General features: G+C 74.5%; 5 protein-coding genes. All 5 read left to right on the top strand.

Annotated elements, in window-relative coordinates:
- On the top strand, positions 1-306 hold a 306-nt coding region (locus tag J7E86_RS25070; protein WP_215084469.1), incomplete at its 5' end, for a helix-turn-helix transcriptional regulator.
- Complete coding sequence (locus J7E86_RS25065) at positions 296-3,130, top strand: AAA family ATPase (protein WP_215084467.1); 2,835 nt, start codon at positions 296-298, stop codon at positions 3,128-3,130. The genes J7E86_RS25070 and J7E86_RS25065, both read left to right, overlap by 11 nt.
- A gap of 263 nt (positions 3,131-3,393) precedes the next feature.
- On the top strand, positions 3,394-4,488 hold the full coding sequence (locus J7E86_RS25060) for a cytochrome P450 (RefSeq protein ID WP_308312725.1): 1,095 nt from the start codon (positions 3,394-3,396) through the stop codon (positions 4,486-4,488).
- 118 nt (positions 4,489-4,606) lie between these two features.
- Positions 4,607-6,205, top strand: coding sequence for a GMC oxidoreductase (locus tag J7E86_RS25055; protein ID WP_215084473.1), 1,599 nt, complete (start codon positions 4,607-4,609; stop codon positions 6,203-6,205).
- Between the two features lie 91 nt (positions 6,206-6,296).
- Positions 6,297-22,311, top strand: a 16,015-nt coding sequence (locus J7E86_RS25050; protein ID WP_251019644.1) for a type I polyketide synthase, incomplete at its 3' end; no start/stop codon positions are given.

Here is a 22,311-nt window from a genome sequence, read left to right as displayed (position 1 = left end):
ACCGTCCCCGCGCTGCTCGCCCGTACCGCCGGACCACCCCGCCCCGCACCGACCGCCCGGCCCGCCACCACGGCGCCCGACGCGCCACGCCCACCGGCACCGCGCGGGCTGACCAGCGCCGAACTGCGCGTGGCCGACCTCGCCGCACACGGCATGGCCAACCGCGCCATCGCCGCCGAGCTGACGGTGACCCTGCGCACCGTGGAGCTCCACCTCACCAAGGCGTACCGCAAATTGGGCATCTCGGGGCGGTCGGAGCTGGCCGCCGCGCTGGGGCGCCCACGGAGGAACACCGATGACCCCTGAGCCGACCCCTCTGCTGGACAGGCAGCGCGAACTCGACCTGATCACCGAGGCGCTGAAAGCCTCAGCAGGGGGCAACGGATCCCTGCTCGTCGTCACCGGCGGCCTCGGCACCGGCAAGACCGCCCTGCTGCGCGCCGTGCGGACACCGGCCGAACGCCTGGGCACCCACGTCCTCGGGGCGAGCGCGGCCCTCATGGAACAGGACTTCGCCTTCGGCGTGGTCGGCCAGCTCCTGGAACCGCTCCTGCCCGGCACGTCCCTCGAACCGGACGCGTGCGACCCCGCCGCCACCACCGGCCCGGAGCCGCACGGCGAACTCCTCGCCCTCGTCGCCGAACGCGCCGCCCGCACGCCCCTGCTCCTGCTCGTCGACGACCTCCAGTGGGCCGACGCCCCCTCCCTGCGCTGGCTCGGCTACCTCGCCAAGCGCATCGCCCGCCTGTGCGTCACCGTCATCGTCTCCTTGCGCGAGGGCGACCCCCACGCGGAGGAACCCCGCGTCCACGAGATCACCGACCGAGCCGGCCACGTCCTGCGCCCCGGGCCCCTCTCGCCGCAGAGCACCGCCGAACTCGTCGCCGCCCGCTTCGGTCACCCCGCCGACCCCGCCCGCGTCACCGCCTGCCACGAAGCCGGCGCGGGCAACCCGATGTTCCTCACCGCCACCCTCGACGCCCTCGCCGCGGCCGACCTCCCCGACGCCGGGCACGCCGACGCCCCGCACACCACCGCCCTGCCCTCCCTGCGCGAACGCCTCCAGGCAGCCCTGCGCTCCCAGCCCGCCCCCGTACAGGCCATGGCCAAGGCACTGGCCGTCCTCACCGCACCCGCCGCCCCCGAACTCGCCGGGCGCCTCGCCGGGCTGGACGAGACCGGCCGCGACAGCGCGGTCCGCGCCCTGTGCCGGCTCGGACTGCTGACCGCCGACCCCGAACCCCGCTTCGTCCACCGGGCCGTACGGGACGCCGTCGAGGACGCCATGACCCCCGCGGAACACGAGGACGGCCACATCTACGCCGCCCTCCTCCTGCACACCTCCGGCCACCCCGCCGAACAGGCCGCCACCCAGCTCCTCGAAGCCCCCTCCTGCCAGGACAGCTGGGCGACCGAGGTGCTGCGCACCGCCGCGACGGCCGCCCTGCGTCGCGGCGCCCCCGAGGACGCCGCCCGCTACCTGCGCCGGGCCCTGCTGGGCAGCCGGCCCGCCGGCCCCGACCGGGCCGCCCTGCTCGTCGACCTCGCCACCGTGGAGCGGGCCTTCGACCCGCCGGCCGCCATCCGCCACATCGGCCAGGCCCTGCTGCTCATCCCCTCCCCGGCCCAGCGCGCCATCGCCGCCGCCCGCATACCCCCCTCCCTCCTCGGCGGCTGCCCGCCCCCGTCCGTGGAGGCGATCAGCAAGGTCGCCGACGAACTCGGGCCCCCCGAACTGATCGTCGGCCAGGACCGCGAACTGGCCCTGCGCCTCGAAGCGCGGCTGCGCCACGTCGCGGTGGCCGGCCCCGGACAACTCCTCACCTGCGCCGACCGTCTGCGCTCCCTCGGCCCCACCCCACCCCTGGGCACCGCCGCCGAACGGGAACTGGTCACCGTCCTGCTGCACGGCGCCACCATGTCCCAGGGCATGTCCGCGGCCGAGGTCACCCCCCTCGCCCACCGCGTCCTGCAGTACGAACCCGCCTCCCCGGACCACACCTACACCGCCCTGCCCCTGCTGACCCACATCCTCATCGCCGCCGACTCCGTCGAGACCATCACGCCCTGGCTGCGCACCGCACAGGAACGGGCCCGCCGCGAGAACGCGACCGCCCCCGAGGCCGTCATCAGCACCCAGCTCACCCAGGTACTGCTCGCCCAGGGCCGCCTGGAGGAGGCCCGCGCCCAGGCCGCGGAGGCACTCGCCCTGGGCGTCGCCGACTGGGCGACGCTCCAGTCGCTGATCGGCGTCGTGCTCGTCGCCATCGAGAGCCGGGACGCGGAACTCACCCGGCGGCTGCTGGCCTACCGCCGCGAAGGCGTCCACCAGGGCCACCAGCCCTCCTCCCTCCAGCTCATCCGCGGCTCCGCGGCCGCCGCCGCGGGAGACCTGCCCACCGCGCTGGAGTACTTCCTCGACTGGGGTCGCGCCGCCGAACGCGCCGACTGGCGCAACCCCGCCGTCTTCCCCTGGCGCGCCTGGGCCGCCGGGCTGCACTACCGCATGGGCCACGCCGTACGCGCCCAGACCCTCATCGAGGAGGAGTGCGCCCGCGCCCGGGCCTGGGGGACCCCCGTGGCGATCGGCCGCGCCCAGCGGATGAAGGGCGCCGTCACCGAGGGGGAGCCGGGGATCGCCCTGCTGCGCGAGTCCCTGGACACCCTGGAGGGCGCCGTCAACGGCATGGAACGCGCCCGTACCTCCGTCCTCCTCGGCAGGCGGCTGCGGGCCGCCGACCGGGCCGAGGAGGCCGAACGGCACCTGCGCCGCGGCCGCGAACAGGCCCTGGCCTGCGGGGTGCCCTGGCTCGCCGAACGAGCGGCCCGCGAACTTCGGGCGATGGCACGGGGCGTGAGCTCCCTGGCCGTCGAATCCCTCACCCGCGCCGAACGCACGGTCGCCGGGCTCGCCGCGCAGGGCGTGTCCAACCGCGACATCGCCGAGCGGCTCGACGTGAGCTCACGGGCCGTGGAGAAGCACCTCACGCACGCCTACCGGAAGCTGAGCGTCAGCGGCCGAACGGAACTCGCCGCCCTGTCCCACCTGCTGCCGGGCGGCACCACCGGCGGGTCCGGCCGCACCGCACCGGACCGTACCGAACCGAAGCACCGGCGGAACCAGCGGTAACCGTACCTCCCGCCCGTCCCCACAGGGTTAGAGCTCCGGGGATTGATTTCGTTGACAGCGTTCCGGCCCCCTCCATACGGTCATTTCGGCGGTATCGAAGGCGTGTACGTACGGGGGAATGCCTTCTGCCGACCTGACGCCAATCCCTTGGGGAGCAGTGGATGACCGGGGCAATGCCGGCCTTATTCTCGACCGTTCGTGACAACTTCTTCGATCCGCCCGCGGAGACATGCGCGCTGCGGGAAAGAGAACCGGTCACCAGGATGACGTTCGCGAACGGTCATCTGGGCTGGCTCGTCACCGGATATTCCGCGGCCCGCGCCGTGCTGTCCGACCCCCGCTTCAGCGCCCGGGGCGAACTCAAGCACCCGCCCGTGCCGCGCGCGCTGACCCTGGAGGAATCCCCGGCCGCGCCACCCGGAATGTTCATCCAGCACGACGACCCGGAACACCAGCGCTACCGCCGGCTCCTCACCGGCCAGTTCACCGTCCGCCGGATGCGCCTGCTGACCGAGCGGATCGAGAAGATCACCGAGGACCACCTCGACGCCATGGAGCGCGTGGGCCCGGGGGCCGACCTCTTCAAGGAGTTCGCCCTGCCGATCCCCTCGCTGGTGATCAGCGAACTGCTCGGCGTGCCCTACGCGGACCGGGAGCGCTTCCAGCACGACACCGCTGTCTGGAGCAGCTACGGCGCCAGCACCGAAGAGGTCACCGGGGCCTTCGCCGACCTCGGCGCGTACCTCCACCGGCTGGTCCTCCTCAAGCGCGACGAACCCGGCGACGACATCCTCAGCGGCCTGGCCCACGGCGACGGCGGCCTCACCGACGAGGAACTCACCTCGATCGCCTTCCTGCTGCTGGTCGCCGGCCACGAGACGACCGCCAACCAGCTCGCGCTCTCCGCCTTCGCCCTGCTGGAGAACCCCGCACAGCTCGCCGCGCTGCGCGCCGACCCCGCCCTGACCGAGAGCGCGGTCGAGGAACTGCTGCGCTACCTCAGCATCGTCCACCACGGCCCGACCCGCGCCGCCCTGGAGGACGCCGAGATCGACGGCACGCTGATCAAGGAGGGCGAGGTCGTCATGGTCTCGCTGGCGGCCGCCAACCGCGACCCCGCCCGCTACGCCGCCCCCGACGGCCTCGACGTCACCCGGCACGCGGCCGCCCACCTGGCCTTCGGCCACGGCATCCACCAGTGCCTCGGCCAGCAACTGGCCCGCATCGAACTGCGCGTCGGCATCAACGGCCTGCTGCGCCGCTTCCCCGGCCTGCGCCTGGCCGTACCGGCCGACGAGGTGCCGCTGCGGGACGACATGCAGGTCTACGGCGTCCACAGCCTCCCGGTGGCCTGGTAGCGGTCCTCGCGCCCGCCCCACCGGGAACGTCCGGCAAGTCCCCCATGGAACGTGTGAAAGGTCAGGTAGGACCAGCGTGGTAGAGAACCAGCATCTGTCCCGGCGCCGGCTGCTCGGCATGGCCGCCCTCAGCACCGCCGCCCTCGCCGGGGCAACCACCGTCTCCGCGGCCCCCCGCGCCGCGGCCGCCGGAAAGGCCGCCGCCGGCGGCTCGTTCGTACCGGCCGTGGTCATCGGCACCGGCTACGGCGCGGCCGTCTCCGCCCTGCGCCTCGGCGAGGCCGGCGTGCCCACGCTGATGCTGGAGATGGGCCAGCTGTGGAACCGGCCCGGCGCGGACGGCAACATCTTCAGCGGCATGCTCAAGCCCGACAAGCGCTCCAGCTGGTTCAAGACCCGCACCGAGGCGCCGCTGGGCTCCTTCCTCTGGCTCGACCTCGCCAACCGCGACATCGAGCCCTACGCCGGTGTCCTGGACCGGGTCAACTTCGAGCAGATGTCCGTCTACGTCGGGCGCGGCGTCGGCGGCGGCTCCCTGGTCAACGGCGGCATGGCGGTCACGCCCCGGCGCTCGTACTTCGAGGAGGTACTGCCCCAGGTCGACGCCGCCGAGATGTACGACCGGTACTTCCCGCGCGCCAACTCCACGCTCCGTGTGAACAACGTCGACAAGAGCTGGTTCGAGCAGACCGAGTGGTACAAGTTCGCCCGCGTCTCGCGCGAGCAGGCGACCAAGGCGGGCCTGGGTACCACCTTCGTGCCCAACGTCTACGACTGGGACCACATGCGGCGGGAGGCGGACGGTTCCGCGCCCAAGTCCGCGCTGGCCGCCGAGGTCATCTACGGCAACAACCACGGCAAGATGAGCCTCGACAAGACCTACCTGGCCGCCGCCCTCGGCACCGGCAAGGTCACCATCGAGACGATGCACGAGGTCAAGTCCATCCGTCTGCAGAAGGACGGCACCTACGCGCTGACCGTCGAGCAGAAGGACCCCGACGGCAAGGTGCTCGCGGCGAAGGAGATCTCCTGCCGCCACCTCTTCCTCGGCGCCGGCAGCCTCGGCTCCACCGAACTGCTGCTGCGCGCCCGGGAGACCGGCGCCCTGCCCGGCCTCAGCCCCGAGATCGGCACCGGCTGGGGCCCCAACGGCAACATCATGACCGCCCGCGCCAACCACGTGTGGAACCCCACCGGCGCCAAGCAGTCGTCCATTCCCGCGCTCGGCATCGACGACTGGGACAACCGCGACGCCCCCGTCTTCGCCGAGATCGCCCCCATGCCGGCGGGCCTGGAGACCTGGGTCAGCCTCTACCTGGCCATCACCAAGAACCCCGAGCGCGGCACGTTCGTCTACGACCGGGCCACCGACCGGGCCAAGCTGCGCTGGACCCGGGAGCAGAACGCGCCCGCGGTCAACGCCGCGAAGTCGCTGTTCGACCGGATCAACAAGGCCAACGGCACGATCTACCGCTACGACCTGTTCGGCAAGCAGCTCAAGGCGTTCGCCGACGACTTCTGTTACCACCCGCTCGGCGGCTGCGTCCTGGGCAAGGCCACCGACCTCTACGGCCGGGTCGCCGGCTACAAGAACCTCTACGTCACCGACGGCGCCCTGATCCCCGGCTCCATCGGCGTCAATCCCTTTGTGACGATCACGGCGCTCGCCGAACGCAACATCGAGCGCGTCATCAAACAGGATGTCACCGCCGCATAAGGCCGGACATTCCCCTGGGCGCGCGCATCGCGAGCGTGCGCGCGCCCACCCGCAAATCTGCTGCAGTTCTACGGGTCGATGGAGCACGGAAATGAGCGAGTCCGAGTCGGTGCTGTCCGAGTCCGGCAAGATGAGGGAAGACGCGATCGCGGTCATCGGATCGGCTCGCCGCCCTTCCGAGCAATTCCGTGACATCGACGAGGAAATCCTCACGGAATTCCTCGGCAACCCCGCGGAAACGGGTTCCGGCGCGGGCCGGGCCGTGGCCGTGCTCTGGACGGCCCTGGAGGACGCCGGCGCGGTCACCGCCACGCCGGGACGGACCCGGACCGCGGTCCACGCCGCCGCCCTGCCGGAAGGCGAAGCGGAACCCTCCGCCGAGGCGCTCGTGCGGGGCGCCCTCCGGCTCGCCGACGTCGCACCGGCCGCCGACCTCACCCACGCGACCGGCCCCGACGCCGTCCACGCGGCGTGCGCCCGGCTGCGTTCCGGCGAGGCGGACGTTGCGGTGGCGGGCGGGCCGGACGTGGCACTGCCGGACGCTGCGCGGACGCGGGTCGTGCCTGGGGGCGCCGGGTCCGGTGGCGACGGTGTCACGAAGTCCGGTGGCTCCGGGACCGCTTCCTCCGGTTCTTCCGGCGGCGGTGGCAGCCTTGCCCCGCGCGGCGACAGCCCCGCCTCGTCCGGCGGCGATACCTCTGCGACCTCCGGCGACGACGGCTTCCGCGGCTACGGAGCCGTCGTCCTCAAGCCGCTGCGTCAGGCCCTCGCCGACGGCGATCGCGTGCTGCTCGTACTCCCGGGTGACGACGTCCTGGAGAGCGCCCAGCCGTACGAGCCGGCCGAACAGGCCGAGTCCGGCGAGCCGGCCGCGGGCCGCGCCCGCGGGCCGTTGCCCTGGATCCTGTCCGCCGCCGGGCCCGGCGCGCTGCGTGCGCAGGCGCAGCGGCTCCACGCCCACCTCACCGCCCACCCCGGCCTCGACCCCGCCGACGTGGCGCACGTGCTGGCCACCCGGCGCCACCGCTTCGCCCACCGCTCCGTCGTCCTGGGCGAGAGCCGCGAGGAACTCCTGCGCGGTCTCGGCGCCCTCGCGCACGGCGCCCCCGCGCCGAACATGGTTCGCGGCACCGCCACCGGCGGCGGCCTCGCCTTCCTGTTCCCGGGCATGGGCGGCCAGTGGCCGCTGATGGCCCGCGAACTCCTCGACTCCGACCCCGTGTTCCGCGAGGCGATCCAGGAGTGCCAGGACGCGCTCGCGCCCTGCGTCGACTGGAACCTGACCGACGTCCTGCGCGCCGCCCCCGGCGCCCCCGCGCTCGACACCCCCGACGTGAACCAGCCCGTCGTCTTCGCCGTCGAGGTCGCCCTCGGCGCGACCCTGCGCGCCCGCGGCGTACGGCCGGAGGCCGTGGCCGGCCACAGCGTCGGCGAGATCGCCGCCGCCCACGCCGCTGGTGCCCTCACCCTGGAGGACGCCGCCCTCGTCGCCGCCCGCTGGGGCCAGGCCGAGGCGACCCTCGTCGGCCGCGGCGAGATGCTGGCCGTCGCCCTGCCCGCCGCCGAGGTGACCGCCCGGCTGGAGAAGTGGGACGGCCGGCTCGTCATCGGCGCGTACAACGGCCCCGGCTCCACGGTCGTCTCCGGCGACGCCGACGCCGTCACCGAGCTGCGGGCCGAGCTCACCGCCGAGGGCGTACGCATCCGGCTCGTCGCCATCGGCCTCGCGGCCCACTCGCCCCACATCGAGGACGTCCGCGACCGCCTCCTGCGCGACCTCGCGGGCATCGCACCGCGCGCCACCCGCCTGCCGCTGTACTCCTCGCTCACCGGCACCGTCGTCGACGGACGGGTCGCCGACGCCGCCTACTGGTACGAGACGCTGCGCCGGCCCGTCCTGTTCGAGCGGACCACGCGCGCCCTCCTCGACGCCGGCCACGACCTGTTCGTGGAGGTCTGCCCGCACCCCACCCTGACCGCCGCCGTCCAGGAGACCGTAGCCGCCGCCGGTCACCGCGCCGCCGCCGTGGCCACCCTGCGCCGCGACCGGGGCGGGGAAGCACGGCTGCGCACCTCGCTGGCCGAGGCGTACGTCCACGGCGCCGACGTCGACTGGGCGCGGGTGCTCGACGCCCCGGCACCGCGCCACGTACCGCTGCCCGGTTACGCCTTCCACCGGCCCGAGGCGACCGGCCTGCCCTTCGGGGAGCGGCTGCGCGCCCTGTCCGAGGACGGCCGGGAGCGGCTCGTCGCGGACCTCGTGCACGCCGCGGCCGCGGCCCTCCTCGACCTGCCCGGCCCCGCCGCCGTCGCCCCCGGCCGTGCCTTCCGCGACCTGGGGCTCGACTCGGTCGCCGCCGTCGAACTGCGCAACCGCCTCACCGAGGCCACCGGCCTGGCCCTGCCCCACACGGTCGTCTTCGACCACCCCACCCCCGCCTCCCTCGTACGCCGCGTCCTCGCCGAAGCCCTCGGCCGCACCGAGGCGGACGCCGCCGAGGCGCAGGTCCCGGCCCGCGACGACGAGCCCATCGCCGTCGTCGCCATGAGCTGCCGGCTGCCCGGAGGCATCGACACCCCCGAGGACCTGTGGCGGCTCCTGACCGCCGGCGAGGACGCGGTCGCGGCCCTCCCGCGCGACCGCGGCTGGGACGTCGACGGCCTCTACGACCCCGAACCCGGCCGGCCCGGCGCCTACTACCAGCGCGAGGGCGGCTTCCTCCACGACGCCGCCGGCTTCGACCCCGAGTTCTTCGGCATCTCCCCGCGCGAGGCCCTCGCCATGGACCCCCAGCAGCGCCTGCTGCTGGAGACCGCCTGGGAGGCGCTCGAACGCGCCGGCCTCGACCCGACCGCCCTGCGCGGAACCCGCACCGGCACGTTCGTCGGCGCCATGACGCAGGACTACGGCCCCCGCCTGTACGAGGCGCCCGACGAGCTCAGCGGCTACCTGCTGACCGGCAACACCGCCAGCGTGGCCTCCGGCCGCCTCTCCTACACCCTCGGCCTCGAAGGCCCCGCCGTCACCGTCGACACCGCCTGCTCGTCCTCGCTCGTCGCCCTCCACCTGGCCGTCCAGGCGCTGCGCGCCGGCGAGTGCGCGCTGGCCCTCGCCGGAGGCGCCACCGTCATCCCCTCGGCGGGCATGTTCATCGAGTTCAGCAAGCAGCGCGCCCTCGCCCCCGACGGCCGCTGCAAGGCGTTCTCCGCCGCCGCCGACGGCTTCGGGCTCGCCGAGGGCACCGGCATGCTCGTCCTGGAGAAGCTCTCCGACGCCCGCCGCAACGGCCACCCCGTCCTCGCCGTCGTCCGCTCCACCGCCATCAACCAGGACGGCGCCTCCAACGGCCTCACCGCGCCCAGCGGCCCCGCCCAGCAGCGCGTCATCCGCCAGGCGCTCGCGGGCGCCGGTCTCACGGCGGCCGACGTCGACGCCGTCGACGCCCACGGCACCGGCACCAAGCTCGGCGACCCGATCGAGGCCCAGGCCCTGCTCGCCACCTACGGGCAGGACCGGCCCGGTGACCGGCCGCTGCTGCTGGGCTCCCTGAAGTCCAGCATCGGCCACACGCAGGCCGCCGCCGGCGTCGCCTCCGTCATCAAGATGGTCCTCGCGCTCCAGCACGGGATCCTCCCCAAGACCCTGCACGCGGACGAGCCCTCGCCCCACGTCGACTGGTCCACCGGCGCCGTACGCCTCCTCACCGACCAGGCCCCCTGGCCCGAGACCGGCCGGCCCCGCCGCTCGGGCGTGTCATCCTTCGGCATCAGCGGCACCAACGCGCACGCCATCCTCGAACAGGCCCCCGACGCCCCGGCCGAGGAGACCCCGGCCGGCGACGGGCCGGACGCCACCGCCGTGCCCTGGCCGCTGTCCGCCCGTACCCCCGAGGCCCTCACCGCGCAGGCCCGCGCCCTCCTGGCCCACGTCGACGCCCACCCCGGCACGCACCCCGCCGACATCGGCCACGCCCTCGTCACCACCCGCACGGCCTTCGAGCACCGGGCCGTCCTCGTCGGCGCCGACCGCGCCGAACTGACCGACGCCCTCCGCGCCCTCGCCGCCGACGACACCACCGTGCACACCGTCCGGGGCCACGCCGGCGACGAGGCGCGCGCGGTGTTCGTCTTCCCCGGCCAGGGCTCCCAGTGGGCCGGAATGGCCGTCGAACTCCTCGACACCTCCGCCGTCTTCCGTGAGCGGCTGCGCGCCTGCGCCGCCGCCCTGGCACCGCACGTCGACTGGTCGCTGGAGGACGTGCTGCGCGGCGCCCCCGGCGCCCCCGCCCTGGACTCCGCGGACGACGTCGTCCAGCCCGCGCTGTGGGCCGTCATGGTCTCCCTCGCCGAACTGTGGCGCTCCTTCGGCGTGCGGCCCGCCGCCGTCGTCGGCCACTCCCAGGGCGAGATCGCCGCCGCCACCGTGGCCGGCGCCCTCGGCCTGGAGGACGCCGCCCGCGTCGTCGCGCTCCGCAGCCGGCTCCTCAGCCGCCTCGCGGGCCTGGGCGGCATGGTGTCCGTCCCCCTGCCGCTGCCCGAGGTCACCCGCCGACTGGCCGCCTGGGGCGACCGCATCGGCATCGCCGCGCTCAACGGCCCCCGCTCCGTCGTCGTCTCCGGCGACGCCGACGCCCTCGACGAACTCCTCGCCACCTGCGAGGCCGACGGCGTACGGGCCAAGCGCGTCCCCGTCGACTACGCCTCCCACTCCTCGCACGTCGAGATCATCGAGGACGAACTCGCCACCGCCCTCGCCGGGATCACCCCGCGCGTCCCGGACGTCCCCTTCCACTCCACCGTCACCGGCGACGTCATCGACACCGCGGCCACCGACGCCGCGTACTGGTACACCAACCTGCGCACCACCGTGCGCTTCGAGCCCGCCACCCGCGCTCTCATGGAGGCCGGTCACCAGGTCTTCATCGAGGTCAGCCCGCACCCGGTGCTGGCGATCGGCCTCCAGGAGACCGCCGAGACCGCCGGTGTCACCGCGCACGTCGTCCCCTCCCTGCGCCGCGAGCAGGGCGGCCCGGTCCGCTTCCTGACCTCCCTGGGCGAGGCGCAGGTGCGCGGCGTCGCCGTCGACTGGTCGCCGGTGTTCGCCGGCCGGCCCGTCCGCACCGTCGACCTGCCCACCTACCCCTTCCAGCGGCGCCGCTTCTGGCTCGACTCCGCCGCCCCCGCCACCGACCGCGCCGGATCCGGCGGCGCCGAGGAGAGCCGCTTCTGGGAGGCCGTCGAGACCGAGGACCTGGCAGCCCTGACCGCCGCCCTGGACCTGGGCGCCGAACCCTCCGTCGACGACCTCCTCGCCGGCCTCGCCACCTGGCGCCGCCGCGCCGCCGAGACCTCCGCCGTCGACAATTGGCGCTACCGCGTCACCTGGCAGCCGCTCCGGCGCGACACCGCCGCACCCGCCGGGACCTGGCTGCTCGCCGTCCCCGCCGGCCGCACCGACGACGAGCGGATCACCGCCGTCCACCGCGCACTCGCCGCGCGCGGCGCCGACGTCGAACTCCTCACCGTCGACGCCGCCGACGACCGCACCACCCTGGCCGCCCGCCTCGGCGGAACGGACACCGGCGCGTTCACCGGCGTACTGTCCCTGCTCGCCGCCGACGGCAGCACCCTCCCCACCCACCGGGTCGCCACCGCCCTGGCCACGACTGTCGCCCTCGTCCAGGCCCTCGGCGACGCCGAGGTGACCGCGCCCCTGTGGTGCGTCACCTCCGGCGCCGTCTCCACCGGCCCCGCCGACCCGCTGCGCGACCCCGCGCAGGCCCAGCTCTGGGGCATCGGACGCGTCGTGGGAGCCGAGTACCCGCAGCGCTGGGGCGGCGTCGTCGACCTCCCCGAGACCCTCGACGAGCGCACCCTGACCGCCTTCACCGCCGCCCTCGCCGGCACCGAGGACGAAGTCGCGGTACGCGGCTCCACCACCTTCGGCCGCCGCCTCGTACGAGCCCACGCCACCCCCACCCGCACCCCGCTCCGGCTCCGCGGCACCGTCCTCGTCACCGGTGGCACCGGCACCCTCGGCGCCCACGTGGCCCGCTGGCTCGCCCACCACGGCGCCGAACACCTCCTCCTGACCAGCCGCAGCGGCCCCGCCGCCGAGGGAGCGGAGGAACTCCGCGCCGAACTCGAAGCCCTCGGCACCCCCACCACCATCGCCGCCTGCGACGTCACCGATCGCGACCGACTGCGCGAACTCCTCGGCTCGCTGCCCGCCGAACACCCCCTCGGCGGCGTCATCCACACCGCGGGCGTCCTGGACGACGGCGTCCTCGACGCGCTGACCACCGACCGGCTGGAGCGCGTCCTGCGCCCCAAGACCGACGCCGCCCAGCACCTGCACGACCTCACCGCCGGCCTCGACCTGGACTTCTTCGTCCTCTTCTCCTCCATCTCCGGCGTCGTCGGCAACGGCGGCCAGGGCGGTTACGCCGCCGCCAACGCCTTCCTCGACGCCCTCGCACACCGGCGCCGCGCCCAGGGCCTGCCCGCCACCGCCGTCGCCTGGGGCTCCTGGGGCTCCGGCCGGATGATGGGCGACCACGCCGAGGCCCACCTCGCCCGCCGCGGCATCCTCCCCATGGCCGCCGACCTCGGCATCCAGGCACTGCACACCGCCCTGGAGCAGAACGACACCGCCGTCACCGTCGCCGACATCGACTGGGAACGCTTCGTCCCCGCCTTCGCCGTCACCGGCACCTACCCCCTCCTCGACGACCTCCCCGAGGCACGCGCACTCCTCACGGCCTCCGCCGCACCGGCCGCCGGGACCGGCGACACCGACGGGCCGGCCCTCGGCCGCCGCCTGGCCGGCCTCGGCCACGCCGAACAGGCCCGCGCCGTCCTGGAGCTCGTACGCACCCAGGCCGCCACCGTCCTCGGCCACTCCGGCGCCGACGCCGTCCAGCCCGGCCGGGCCTTCCGCGAGACCGGCTTCGACTCGCTGACCGCCATCGAGCTGCGCAACCGCCTCGCCGTCGCCACCGGCATGAGCCTGCCCACCACCGTCGTCTTCGACTACCCCAACCCGGCCGAGCTCGCGCAGTACCTGCACGCCCAGGTCACCGGCCAGGCACCGGACACCCCGGCCGTCACCGGCGGCGCCGTGCGCCCGGCCGACGACGAGCCCATCGCCATCGTCTCCATGAGCTGCCGCTTCCCCGGCGGCGTCCACTCGCCCGAGCAGCTGTGGCAGCTCCTCGTGGACGGCGCCGACGCCCTCACCGGCTTCCCCACCGACCGCGGCTGGGACCTCGACACCCTCTACGACCCGGACCCCGAACACCGGGGCACGACCTACTCGCGCGAAGGCGGCTTCCTGCACGACGCCGCCGACTTCGACGCCGCCTTCTTCGGGATCAGCCCGCGCGAGGCACTGGCCATGGACCCCCAGCAGCGCCTGCTCCTGGAAACCTCCTGGGAGGCGTTCGAACGCGCCGGCATCGACCCCACCGCGCTCAAGGGCCTCCAGGCCGGTGTCTTCATCGGCTCCAACGGCCAGGAGTACGCCTGGGGCCTGAACGCCGGGGAGCGCAAGGCCCCCGAGGGCGTCGAGGGCTACCTCCTCACCGGCCGCGCCGCCAGCGTCGTCTCCGGCCGCCTCTCCTACACGTACGGGCTCGAAGGCCCCGCCGTCACCGTCGACACGGCCTGCTCGTCCTCCCTCGTCGCCCTGCACCTCGCGGCGCAGGCCCTGCGCCAGGAGGAGTGCTCCCTCGCCCTCGCCGGCGGCGTCACCATCATGGCCAGCCCCGGCATCTTCATCGAGTTCAGCCGCCAGCGCGGCCTGGCGCCCGACGGCCGCTGCAAGGCGTTCGCCGCCGCCGCCGACGGCACCGGCTGGGGCGAGGGCGTCGGCATGCTCCTGCTGGAGCGCCTCTCCGACGCCGAACGCAACGGCCACCGCGTCCTCGCGGTCCTCCGGGGCAGCGCCGTCAACCAGGACGGCGCCTCCAACGGTCTCACCGCCCCCAACGGCCCCTCGCAGCAGCGCGTCATCTGCCAGGCCCTCGCCAACGCCGGCCTCGACGCGGCCGACGTCGACGTCGTCGAGGCCCACGGCACGGGTACGACCCTCGGCGACCCGATCGAGGCCCAGGCCCTCCTCGCCACCTACGGCCAGGACCGGCCCGAGGACCGGCCGCTGTGGCTCGGTTCGCTGAAGTCCAACATCGGGCACACCCAGGCCGCCGCCGGTGTCGCCGGCGTCATCAAGACCGTACTGGCCCTCGAACACGGGCTGCTGCCGAAGACCCTGCACGTCGACGAGCCCACCCCGCACGTCGACTGGTCCACCGGCGCCGTCGAACTCCTCACCGAGCCCGTCGCCTGGCCCGCCGACGGCCGCACCCGCCGCGCCGCCGTCTCCGCCTTCGGCGTCAGCGGCACCAACGCCCACGTCATCGTCGAACAGGCCCCCGAGGCCGCGCCGGCCGCCCCCGCCGAGCCGGCGGCCCGGCCGGACCTGCCCGTGCCGTGGGTCCTCTCCGGCCACGACACCACCGCGCTCCTCGCCCAGGCCGACCGCCTGAAGGACCGCCTCACCGCCGACCCCGGCCTCGACCCCGCCGACATCGGCCTGTCCCTGGCCACCTCCCGCGCCGCCCTGGAGCGCCGCGCCGCCGTCGTCGGCACCGGCCGCGACGAACTCCTGGCCGGCCTCGACGCCCTGACCCGCGACGAGACGGCGGCCAACGTCCTGCGCGGCGGCATCGGCCCCGACGGCCCCGGCCGCCTGGCCCTCCTCTTCTCCGGCCAGGGCAGCCAGCGCCCGGGCATGGGACGCGAGCTGTACGCCGCGTTCCCCGCCTTCGCCGACGCCTTCGACGACGTCTGCGCCCACCTGGACACCCACCTCGAACAGCCCCTGCGCGACGTGATGTTCGCCGAGGACGCCGACCAGCTGAACCGGACCGCCTTCACCCAGCCCGCCCTCTTCGCCGTCGAGGTCGCGCTCTTCCGCCTCGTCGAGTCCTGGGGCGTACGGCCGGACGCGCTCGCCGGCCACTCGATCGGCGAACTGGCCGCGGCCCACGTCGCCGGCGTCCTGACCCTGCCCGACGCGGCGGCCCTCGTGACCGCCCGGGGAAGGCTGATGCAGGCCCTGCCGGTCGGCGGCGTGATGGTGGCCGTCCAGGCGAGCGAGGACGAGATCCTGCCGCTGCTGGCCGGTCACGAGTCCGAGGCGGGCATCGCGGCCGTCAACGGGCCGACTTCGGTGGTCCTTTCCGGCACCGAGGACGCGGTCATGGCGGTGGTCGAGCGCTTGGAGGGTCGTAAGACCAAGCGCCTCACGGTCTCGCACGCCTTCCACTCGCCGCTGATGGAGCCGATGCTGGCGGAGTTCCGTACGGTCGCGGAGGGGCTCTCGTTCTCCGCCCCGGCGATTCCGATCGTCTCCACCCTCACCGGTGAGTTGGTGGCCGCGGACGAGCTGTGCGACGCCGAGTACTGGGTCCGCCACGTCCGCCGGGCCGTCCGCTTCGCCGACGCCGTCGGCACCCTCGCCGCCGACGGTGTCACCACCTACCTGGAGATCGGCCCCGGCGGCGTCCTGACCGCCATGGCCCAGGACACCCTCGACGGCACCGGCGTCACCGTCCCGTCGCTGCGCACCGACCGCCCCGAGGACGTGGCCCTCACCACCGCCCTCGCCCACCTCCACGTCCACGGCACCGCCGTCGACTGGGACGCGGTCTTCGAAGGCCGCGGCGCCCACCACGTCGACCTGCCCACCTACGCCTTCCAGCGTCAGCGCTACTGGCTGACGACCCCGCCCGCCGCCGACGCCGCCGCCATCGGACTCACCGACCCCGGACACCCCATGCTGGGTGCCGCCGTCGCCCTCCCCGACGGCACCACCGTCCTCACCGGCAGGCTCTCCCTCGCCACCCACCCGTGGCTCGCCGACCACGCCGTCTCCGGCGTGGTCCTGGTCCCCGGCACCGCCTTCGTCGAACTGGCCCTGCGCGCCGGCGAGGAAACCGGCTGCGACAGCGTCGAGGACCTCACGATCGAGGCACCGCTCGTCCTGCCCGAGCACGGCGGCGTCCAGCTCCGGCTCACCATCGCCGCACAGGACGACACCGGACGCCGCGCCCTCGCACTCTTCTCCCGCCCCGAGGACGCCCTCACCCCGGACGACTGGACCCGCCACGCCGGCGGCACCCTCACCCCCGGCACCGCACCGGCCGCACCCCACCGCGACCTCACCGCCTGGCCGCCCCCCGGCGCCACCCCCGTCCCCACCGACGACCTCTACGACCGGCTCGACGCCCTCGGCTTCGGCTACGGCCCCGCCTTCCGCGGCCTGCGCGGCGCCTGGCGGCAGGGCGACACCCTGTACGCCGAGGCGGCCCTGCCCGCCGAACCGGCCGCCGAGGCCGGCACGTACGGACTCCACCCCGCCCTCCTCGACGCGGCCCTGCACGCCTCCTGGCTCGGCCTGCTCTCCGGCACGAGCACCGGACAGGGCCTGCTGCCCTTCGCCTGGGACCGCATCGACCTGCGCGCCGCCGGCGCACCGGCCCTGCGCGTCGCCCTCACCCCGGCCGGCACCGACGCCGTGTCCGTACTCGTCGCCGACAGCACCGGACAGCCCGTCGCCTCCGTCGGCTCGCTCGTCCTGCGACCCGTCTCCGCGGAGCAACTGCGCGGCACGGCCGCCTCCCGGCAGGACTCCCTCTTCCACCTCGACTGGATCACCGCCGAGCCCGGCCGGGACACGGCGCCCTGGACCGCCCTCGGCACCCTCGCCGCCGACGGCGAGGGTCACACCGACCTGGCGGCGCTCGCCGAGGCCGCCGACGCCGGCACGCCCGTACCCGAGTACGTCGTGACCGCCGTGGAGACGCGGCTGTCGGCATCACCCGCCGACGCCGTACGGGCGACGAGCCACCACGCGCTGCACCTCGTACAGCACTGGCTCGCCGACGAGCGGTTCGCGGCCTCGCGCCTGGTGCTGGTGACCCGGGGCGCGGTCGCGCCCGACGGCGAGACCGGCACCGCCCACGGCCTCGACGCCGCCCAGGCGGCCGTCTGGGGCCTGGTCCGCTCGGCCCAGTCGGAGAACCCCGGCCGCCTCGTCCTCCTCGACCTCGACGAGACCGCACAGCCGGCCACGGCCGTGCCGGCCGCGCTGAGCACCGGCGAGCCGCAGCTCGCCGTCCGCGACGGCAGGATCCTGCTGCCCCGCCTCGCCAAGGCCCCCGACGCCGCCCCGGCCGCCGCCCACACCTTCCCGGCCGACGGCACCACCCTGATCACCGGCGCCACCGGCACCCTCGGCCGGCTCCTCGCCCGCCACCTCGTCACCGAACACGGCGCGCGCCGCCTGCTGCTCCTCGGCCGCCGCGGCCTCGCCGCCGACGGCGCGGCCGACTTCGCCGCCGAACTCACCGCCCTCGGCGCCGACGTCGCCACCACCGCCTGCGACGTGGCCGACCGCACCGCCCTCGCCGACGTCCTCGCCGCCATCCCCGCCGCACACCCCCTCACCGCCGTGGTGCACGCGGCGGGCGTCACGGACGACGGCATCGTCCCCGCCCTCACCCCCGAACGCGTCGACCACGTCCTGCGCCCCAAGGTCGACGCCGCACTCAACCTCCACGAACTCACCCAGGAAACGGACCTGAGCGCCTTCGTGCTCTTCTCCTCCGTCTCCGCCACCCTCGGCGGCGCCGGCCAGGGCAACTACGCCGCCGCCAACGCTTTCCTGGACGCCCTCGCACAGCAGCGCCGGGCGGCGGGACTGCCCGCCGTGTCGATGGCCTGGGGCCTGTGGGCCGAGGACAGCGGCATGACCAGCAAGCTCCACTCCGCCGACCTCGCCCGCATCCGCCGCATGGGCCTGGCCGCCATGGCCTCCGACGACGGACTCGCCCTCTTCGACGCCGCCTGCGCCGGAGCCGCCGACGTCCTGTACCCCCTGCGCCTCGACGGCGCCGGACTGCGCGCCCAGGCCGCCGAAGGCGACGTCCCGGCGCTGCTGCGCTCCCTGGTCAAGGCACCCGCCCGCCGGGACCGCAGCCACGCCACCGACGGCACGGCGACCACCGCCTCCACCCTCGCCCAGCGACTGGCCGGCCGCACGGAGGCCGAGCAGGACCGCGAGCTCCTGGACCTCGTACGCCGCCAGATCGCCACCGTCCTCGGCCACGCCTCGGCCGAACAGGTCGACGCCGAGCGCGCGTTCAAGGAGCTCGGCTTCGACTCCCTCACCGCCGTCGAACTGCGCAACCTCCTCAACTCCGCCACCGGCACCCGCCTCCCCGCGACCCTGGTCTTCGACCACCCGACACCCCAGGCCCTCGCCCGCTACCTGCGCACGGAGATCGTCGGGGACGCGGCGGACGCCCTGCCCGCCGCGCCGGCGCCGGTGGAGCTCCCGGCCGACGACGACCCCATCGCCATCGTCGGCATGAGCTGCCGCTACCCGGGCGGCGTCCGCTCGCCCGAGGAGCTCTGGCGGCTGGTCAGCGAGGGCGGCGACGCCATCGGCGGCTTCCCCGCCGACCGCGGCTGGGCCATCGACTCGCTCTACCACCCCGACCCCGACCACCACGGCACCAGCTACGCCCGCGAAGGCGGCTTCCTGTACGAGGCCAGTGGGTTCGACGCGGCGTTCTTCGGGATCTCGCCGCGCGAGGCGCTGGCGATGGACCCGCAGCAGAGGCTGCTGCTGGAAACCTCCTGGGAAGCCTTCGAGCGGGCCGGCATCGACCCGGCGTCGGTGCGAGGTTCGCGGACCGGTGTGTTCGCGGGCGTGATGTACCACGACTACGGCTCGCGGCTCTCGGTGATCCCCGAGGGATTCGAGGGCTACGTCGTCAACGGCAGCGCGGGCAGCATCGCCTCGGGCCGGGTCGCCTACACCTTCGGCCTCGAAGGCCCGGCGGTCACCGTCGACACGGCGTGCTCGTCGTCGCTGGTCGCGCTGCACCTCGCGGCGCAGGCGCTGCGGCAGGGCGAGTGCTCGCTCGCCCTGGTCGGCGGCGTGACCGTCATGTCGACGCCCAACATCTTCATCGAGTTCAGCCGCCAGCGCGGCCTGGCCGTCGACGGCCGCTGCAAGGCGTTCTCCGCCGAGGCCGACGGCACCGGCTGGGCCGAAGGCGCGGGCATGCTGCTCGTGGAGCGTCTGTCGGACGCGCGGCGCAACGGACACCAGGTACTGGCGGTCGTACGCGGCAGCGCCATCAACCAGGACGGCGCCTCCAACGGTCTCACCGCCCCGAACGGCCCCGCACAGCAAAGGGTGATCCAGCAGGCGCTGGCGAGCGCCGGCCTGTCGGCGGCCGACGTGGACGCGGTCGAGGCGCACGGCACGGGCACCACCCTGGGCGACCCGATCGAGGCCCAGGCGCTGCTCGCCACCTACGGGCAGGGCCGGCCCGAGGACCGCCCGCTGTGGCTGGGCTCGCTGAAGTCGAACATCGGCCACACCCAGGCCGCCGCCGGTGTCGCCGGCGTGATCAAGATGGTCATGGCGATGCGCGAAGGCGTCCTGCCCCGGACCCTGCACGTCAACGAGCCGTCACCGCACGTCGACTGGTCGGCGGGCGACGTCCGCCTGCTGACGGATCCCGTGGAGTGGTCGGAGAACGGGCGGCCGCGCCGGGCGGGTGTGTCCTCGTTCGGTGTCAGCGGCACCAACGCCCACGTCGTCATCGAGCAGGGCCCCGCGGAGGAGTACGAAACCTCCGCGACCACCACGGACGGAACGATCACCCCCTGGATGATCTCGGCGAAGGACCCTGCGGCACTGCGGGAACAGGCCGAGCGACTGCGGTCGTACGTGGCGGAGCACCCGCACCTCGACCCGGCCGATGTCGGCTTCTCGCTCGCCACGTCGCGCGCGGCGCTGGAGCACCGCGCGGTCGTACTCGGCTCGGACATCACCGAACTGACCACCGGCCTGGCCGCCCTCACCGAGGACCGGCAGACCGCCGGTGCCGTCCGGGGCGATACCGGCACCTCTGGTGGCCGGACGGCGCTGATGTTCTCGGGTCAGGGAAGTCAGCGATTGGGGATGGGGCGTGAGTTGTACGCGTCGTTCCCGGTGTTCGCGGAGGCTTTCGACGCTGTGTGCGCCGAGCTCGACGCGTGCGCTGGGGAGTCTCTGCGGGATGTGATCTTCGGCGAGCATGCCGAGCTGCTGAACCGGACGGAGTTCACCCAGCCTGCGTTGTTCGCTGTTGAGGTGGCGTTGTTCCGCCTTGTGGAGTCGTGGGGTGTGCGGGCGGACTATCTGGCCGGTCATTCGATCGGTGAGCTGGCGGCTGCGCATGTGGCGGGGGTTCTGTCACTTGCGGACGCTGCGGCTCTCGTGGTCGCCCGGGGTCGGTTGATGCAGGCGCTGCCCAGCGGTGGCGTGATGGTGGCGGTTCAGGCATCGGAGGCCGAGGTGCTGCCGCTGCTGGCGGGTCATGAGTCCGAGGCGGGCATCGCGGCGGTCAACGGGCCGACGTCGGTGGTCCTGTCCGGCGCCGAGGACGCGGTCATGGCTGTGGTCGGGCGCCTGGAGGGTCGTAAGACCAAGCGCCTGTCGGTCTCGCATGCCTTCCACTCGCCGTTGATGGAGCCGATGCTGGCGGAGTTCCGTACGGTCGCGGAGGGGCTCTCGTTCTCCGCTCCGGCGATTCCGATCGTCTCCACCCTCACCGGTGAGCTGGTGGCGGCGGATGAACTCTGCGACCCGGAGTACTGGGTCCGTCACGTCCGTCAGGCGGTCCGTTTCGCCGACGCGGTCAACACGCTGGCTGCGGAAGGCGCCCGTACGTTCCTGGAGATCGGCCCGGGCGGTGTCCTGACCGCCATGGCCCAGGACGTCCTCGACGGGACCGGTGTCACGGTGCCGTCGCTGCGCACCGACCGCTCCGAGGACCTGGCCGTCACCACGGCCCTCGCCCACCTGCACGTACACGGCGTGCCCGTCGACTGGAAGGCGTTCTACGCCGCTACCGGTGCCCGGCGCGTCGACCTTCCCACCTACGCCTTCCAGTACGAGGAGTACTGGCTGGAGGCCACGGCGCCCACGGGCGACGTGGGCTCGGCCGGCCTGGTGGACGCGGACCACGCGCTGCTCGGGGCGGCGGTGAGCCTGCCCGACGGCGGCGGCGCGCTGCTGACCGGCCGCCTGTCGACGGCCACTCAGCCCTGGCTGGCGGACCATGCGGTGTCCGGGGTGACGCTCCTGCCGGGTACGGCCTTCCTGGAGATGGCCGTACGAGCCGGCGACGAGGTCGGCTGCGGCCGCGTGGAGGAACTGACCCTCGCGGCGCCGCTGGCGCTCTCCGACGAGGGCGCCGTCCAGATCAGGGTGACCGTCGGCGACTCGGACGCCACGGGCGGCCGCCCTGTCAGGATCTACTCGCGTGCCGAGGGCGAAGCCGCCACGGATGCCCCTTGGACGTGCCACGCGACCGGCATCCTGACCGAGTCCGCGCAGGCCACGGCGGTATCCGACACGGCCGTTCTGGCTGAGTGGCCGCCCGCCGGAGCCACGGCCGTGGACAGCGAGGGCTGCTACGAGCGGCTGGCGGACGCCGGCTTCGGCTACGGCCCCGTGTTCCAGGGCCTGCGAGCGGTGTGGCAGCGGGGCGAGGAGCTCTTCGCCGAGGTCGCGCTGCCCGAGGACGCCTCCGTTACCGGCTTCGCGCTGCACCCCGCGCTCCTCGACTCCGCGCTGCACGCCATGGGCCTGGGCGAACTGCTCGACCAGGGCCCGGAGCAGAGGCTGCCCTTCGCGTGGACCGGTGTGAACGTGCACGCCACGGGCGCCGCTTCACTGCGGGTCCGGCTGGCCAAGGCCGGCCACGACTCGGTGTCCCTGCTGATCGCCGACGGAACGGGCGCCTCGGTCGCCTCCGTCGACGCCCTCACCCTGCGCGCCGTCACCGCCGAGCAGCTCGCGGCGGCTCGGAACGCGCGGGAAGAATCGCTGTACCGGGTGGAGTGGGTGCGGCGCGCTGCCCCTGACGCCGGAGGCGAGCTGGCGGTGCGCGCGTCCCTGCCGGACGCGGAGGCCGAGGTTCCCGAGGTTGTCGCACTGTCGCTCGCTTCGGATGACGGTGGCGGTGATGTGCGGGCTG

Source organism: Streptomyces sp. ISL-11 (assembly GCF_018614525.1).
GTDB lineage: Bacteria > Actinomycetota > Actinomycetes > Streptomycetales > Streptomycetaceae > Streptomyces.
Note: the sequence above shows the minus strand (reverse complement) of the source record. Positions and strands in the feature narration are given on the sequence as shown.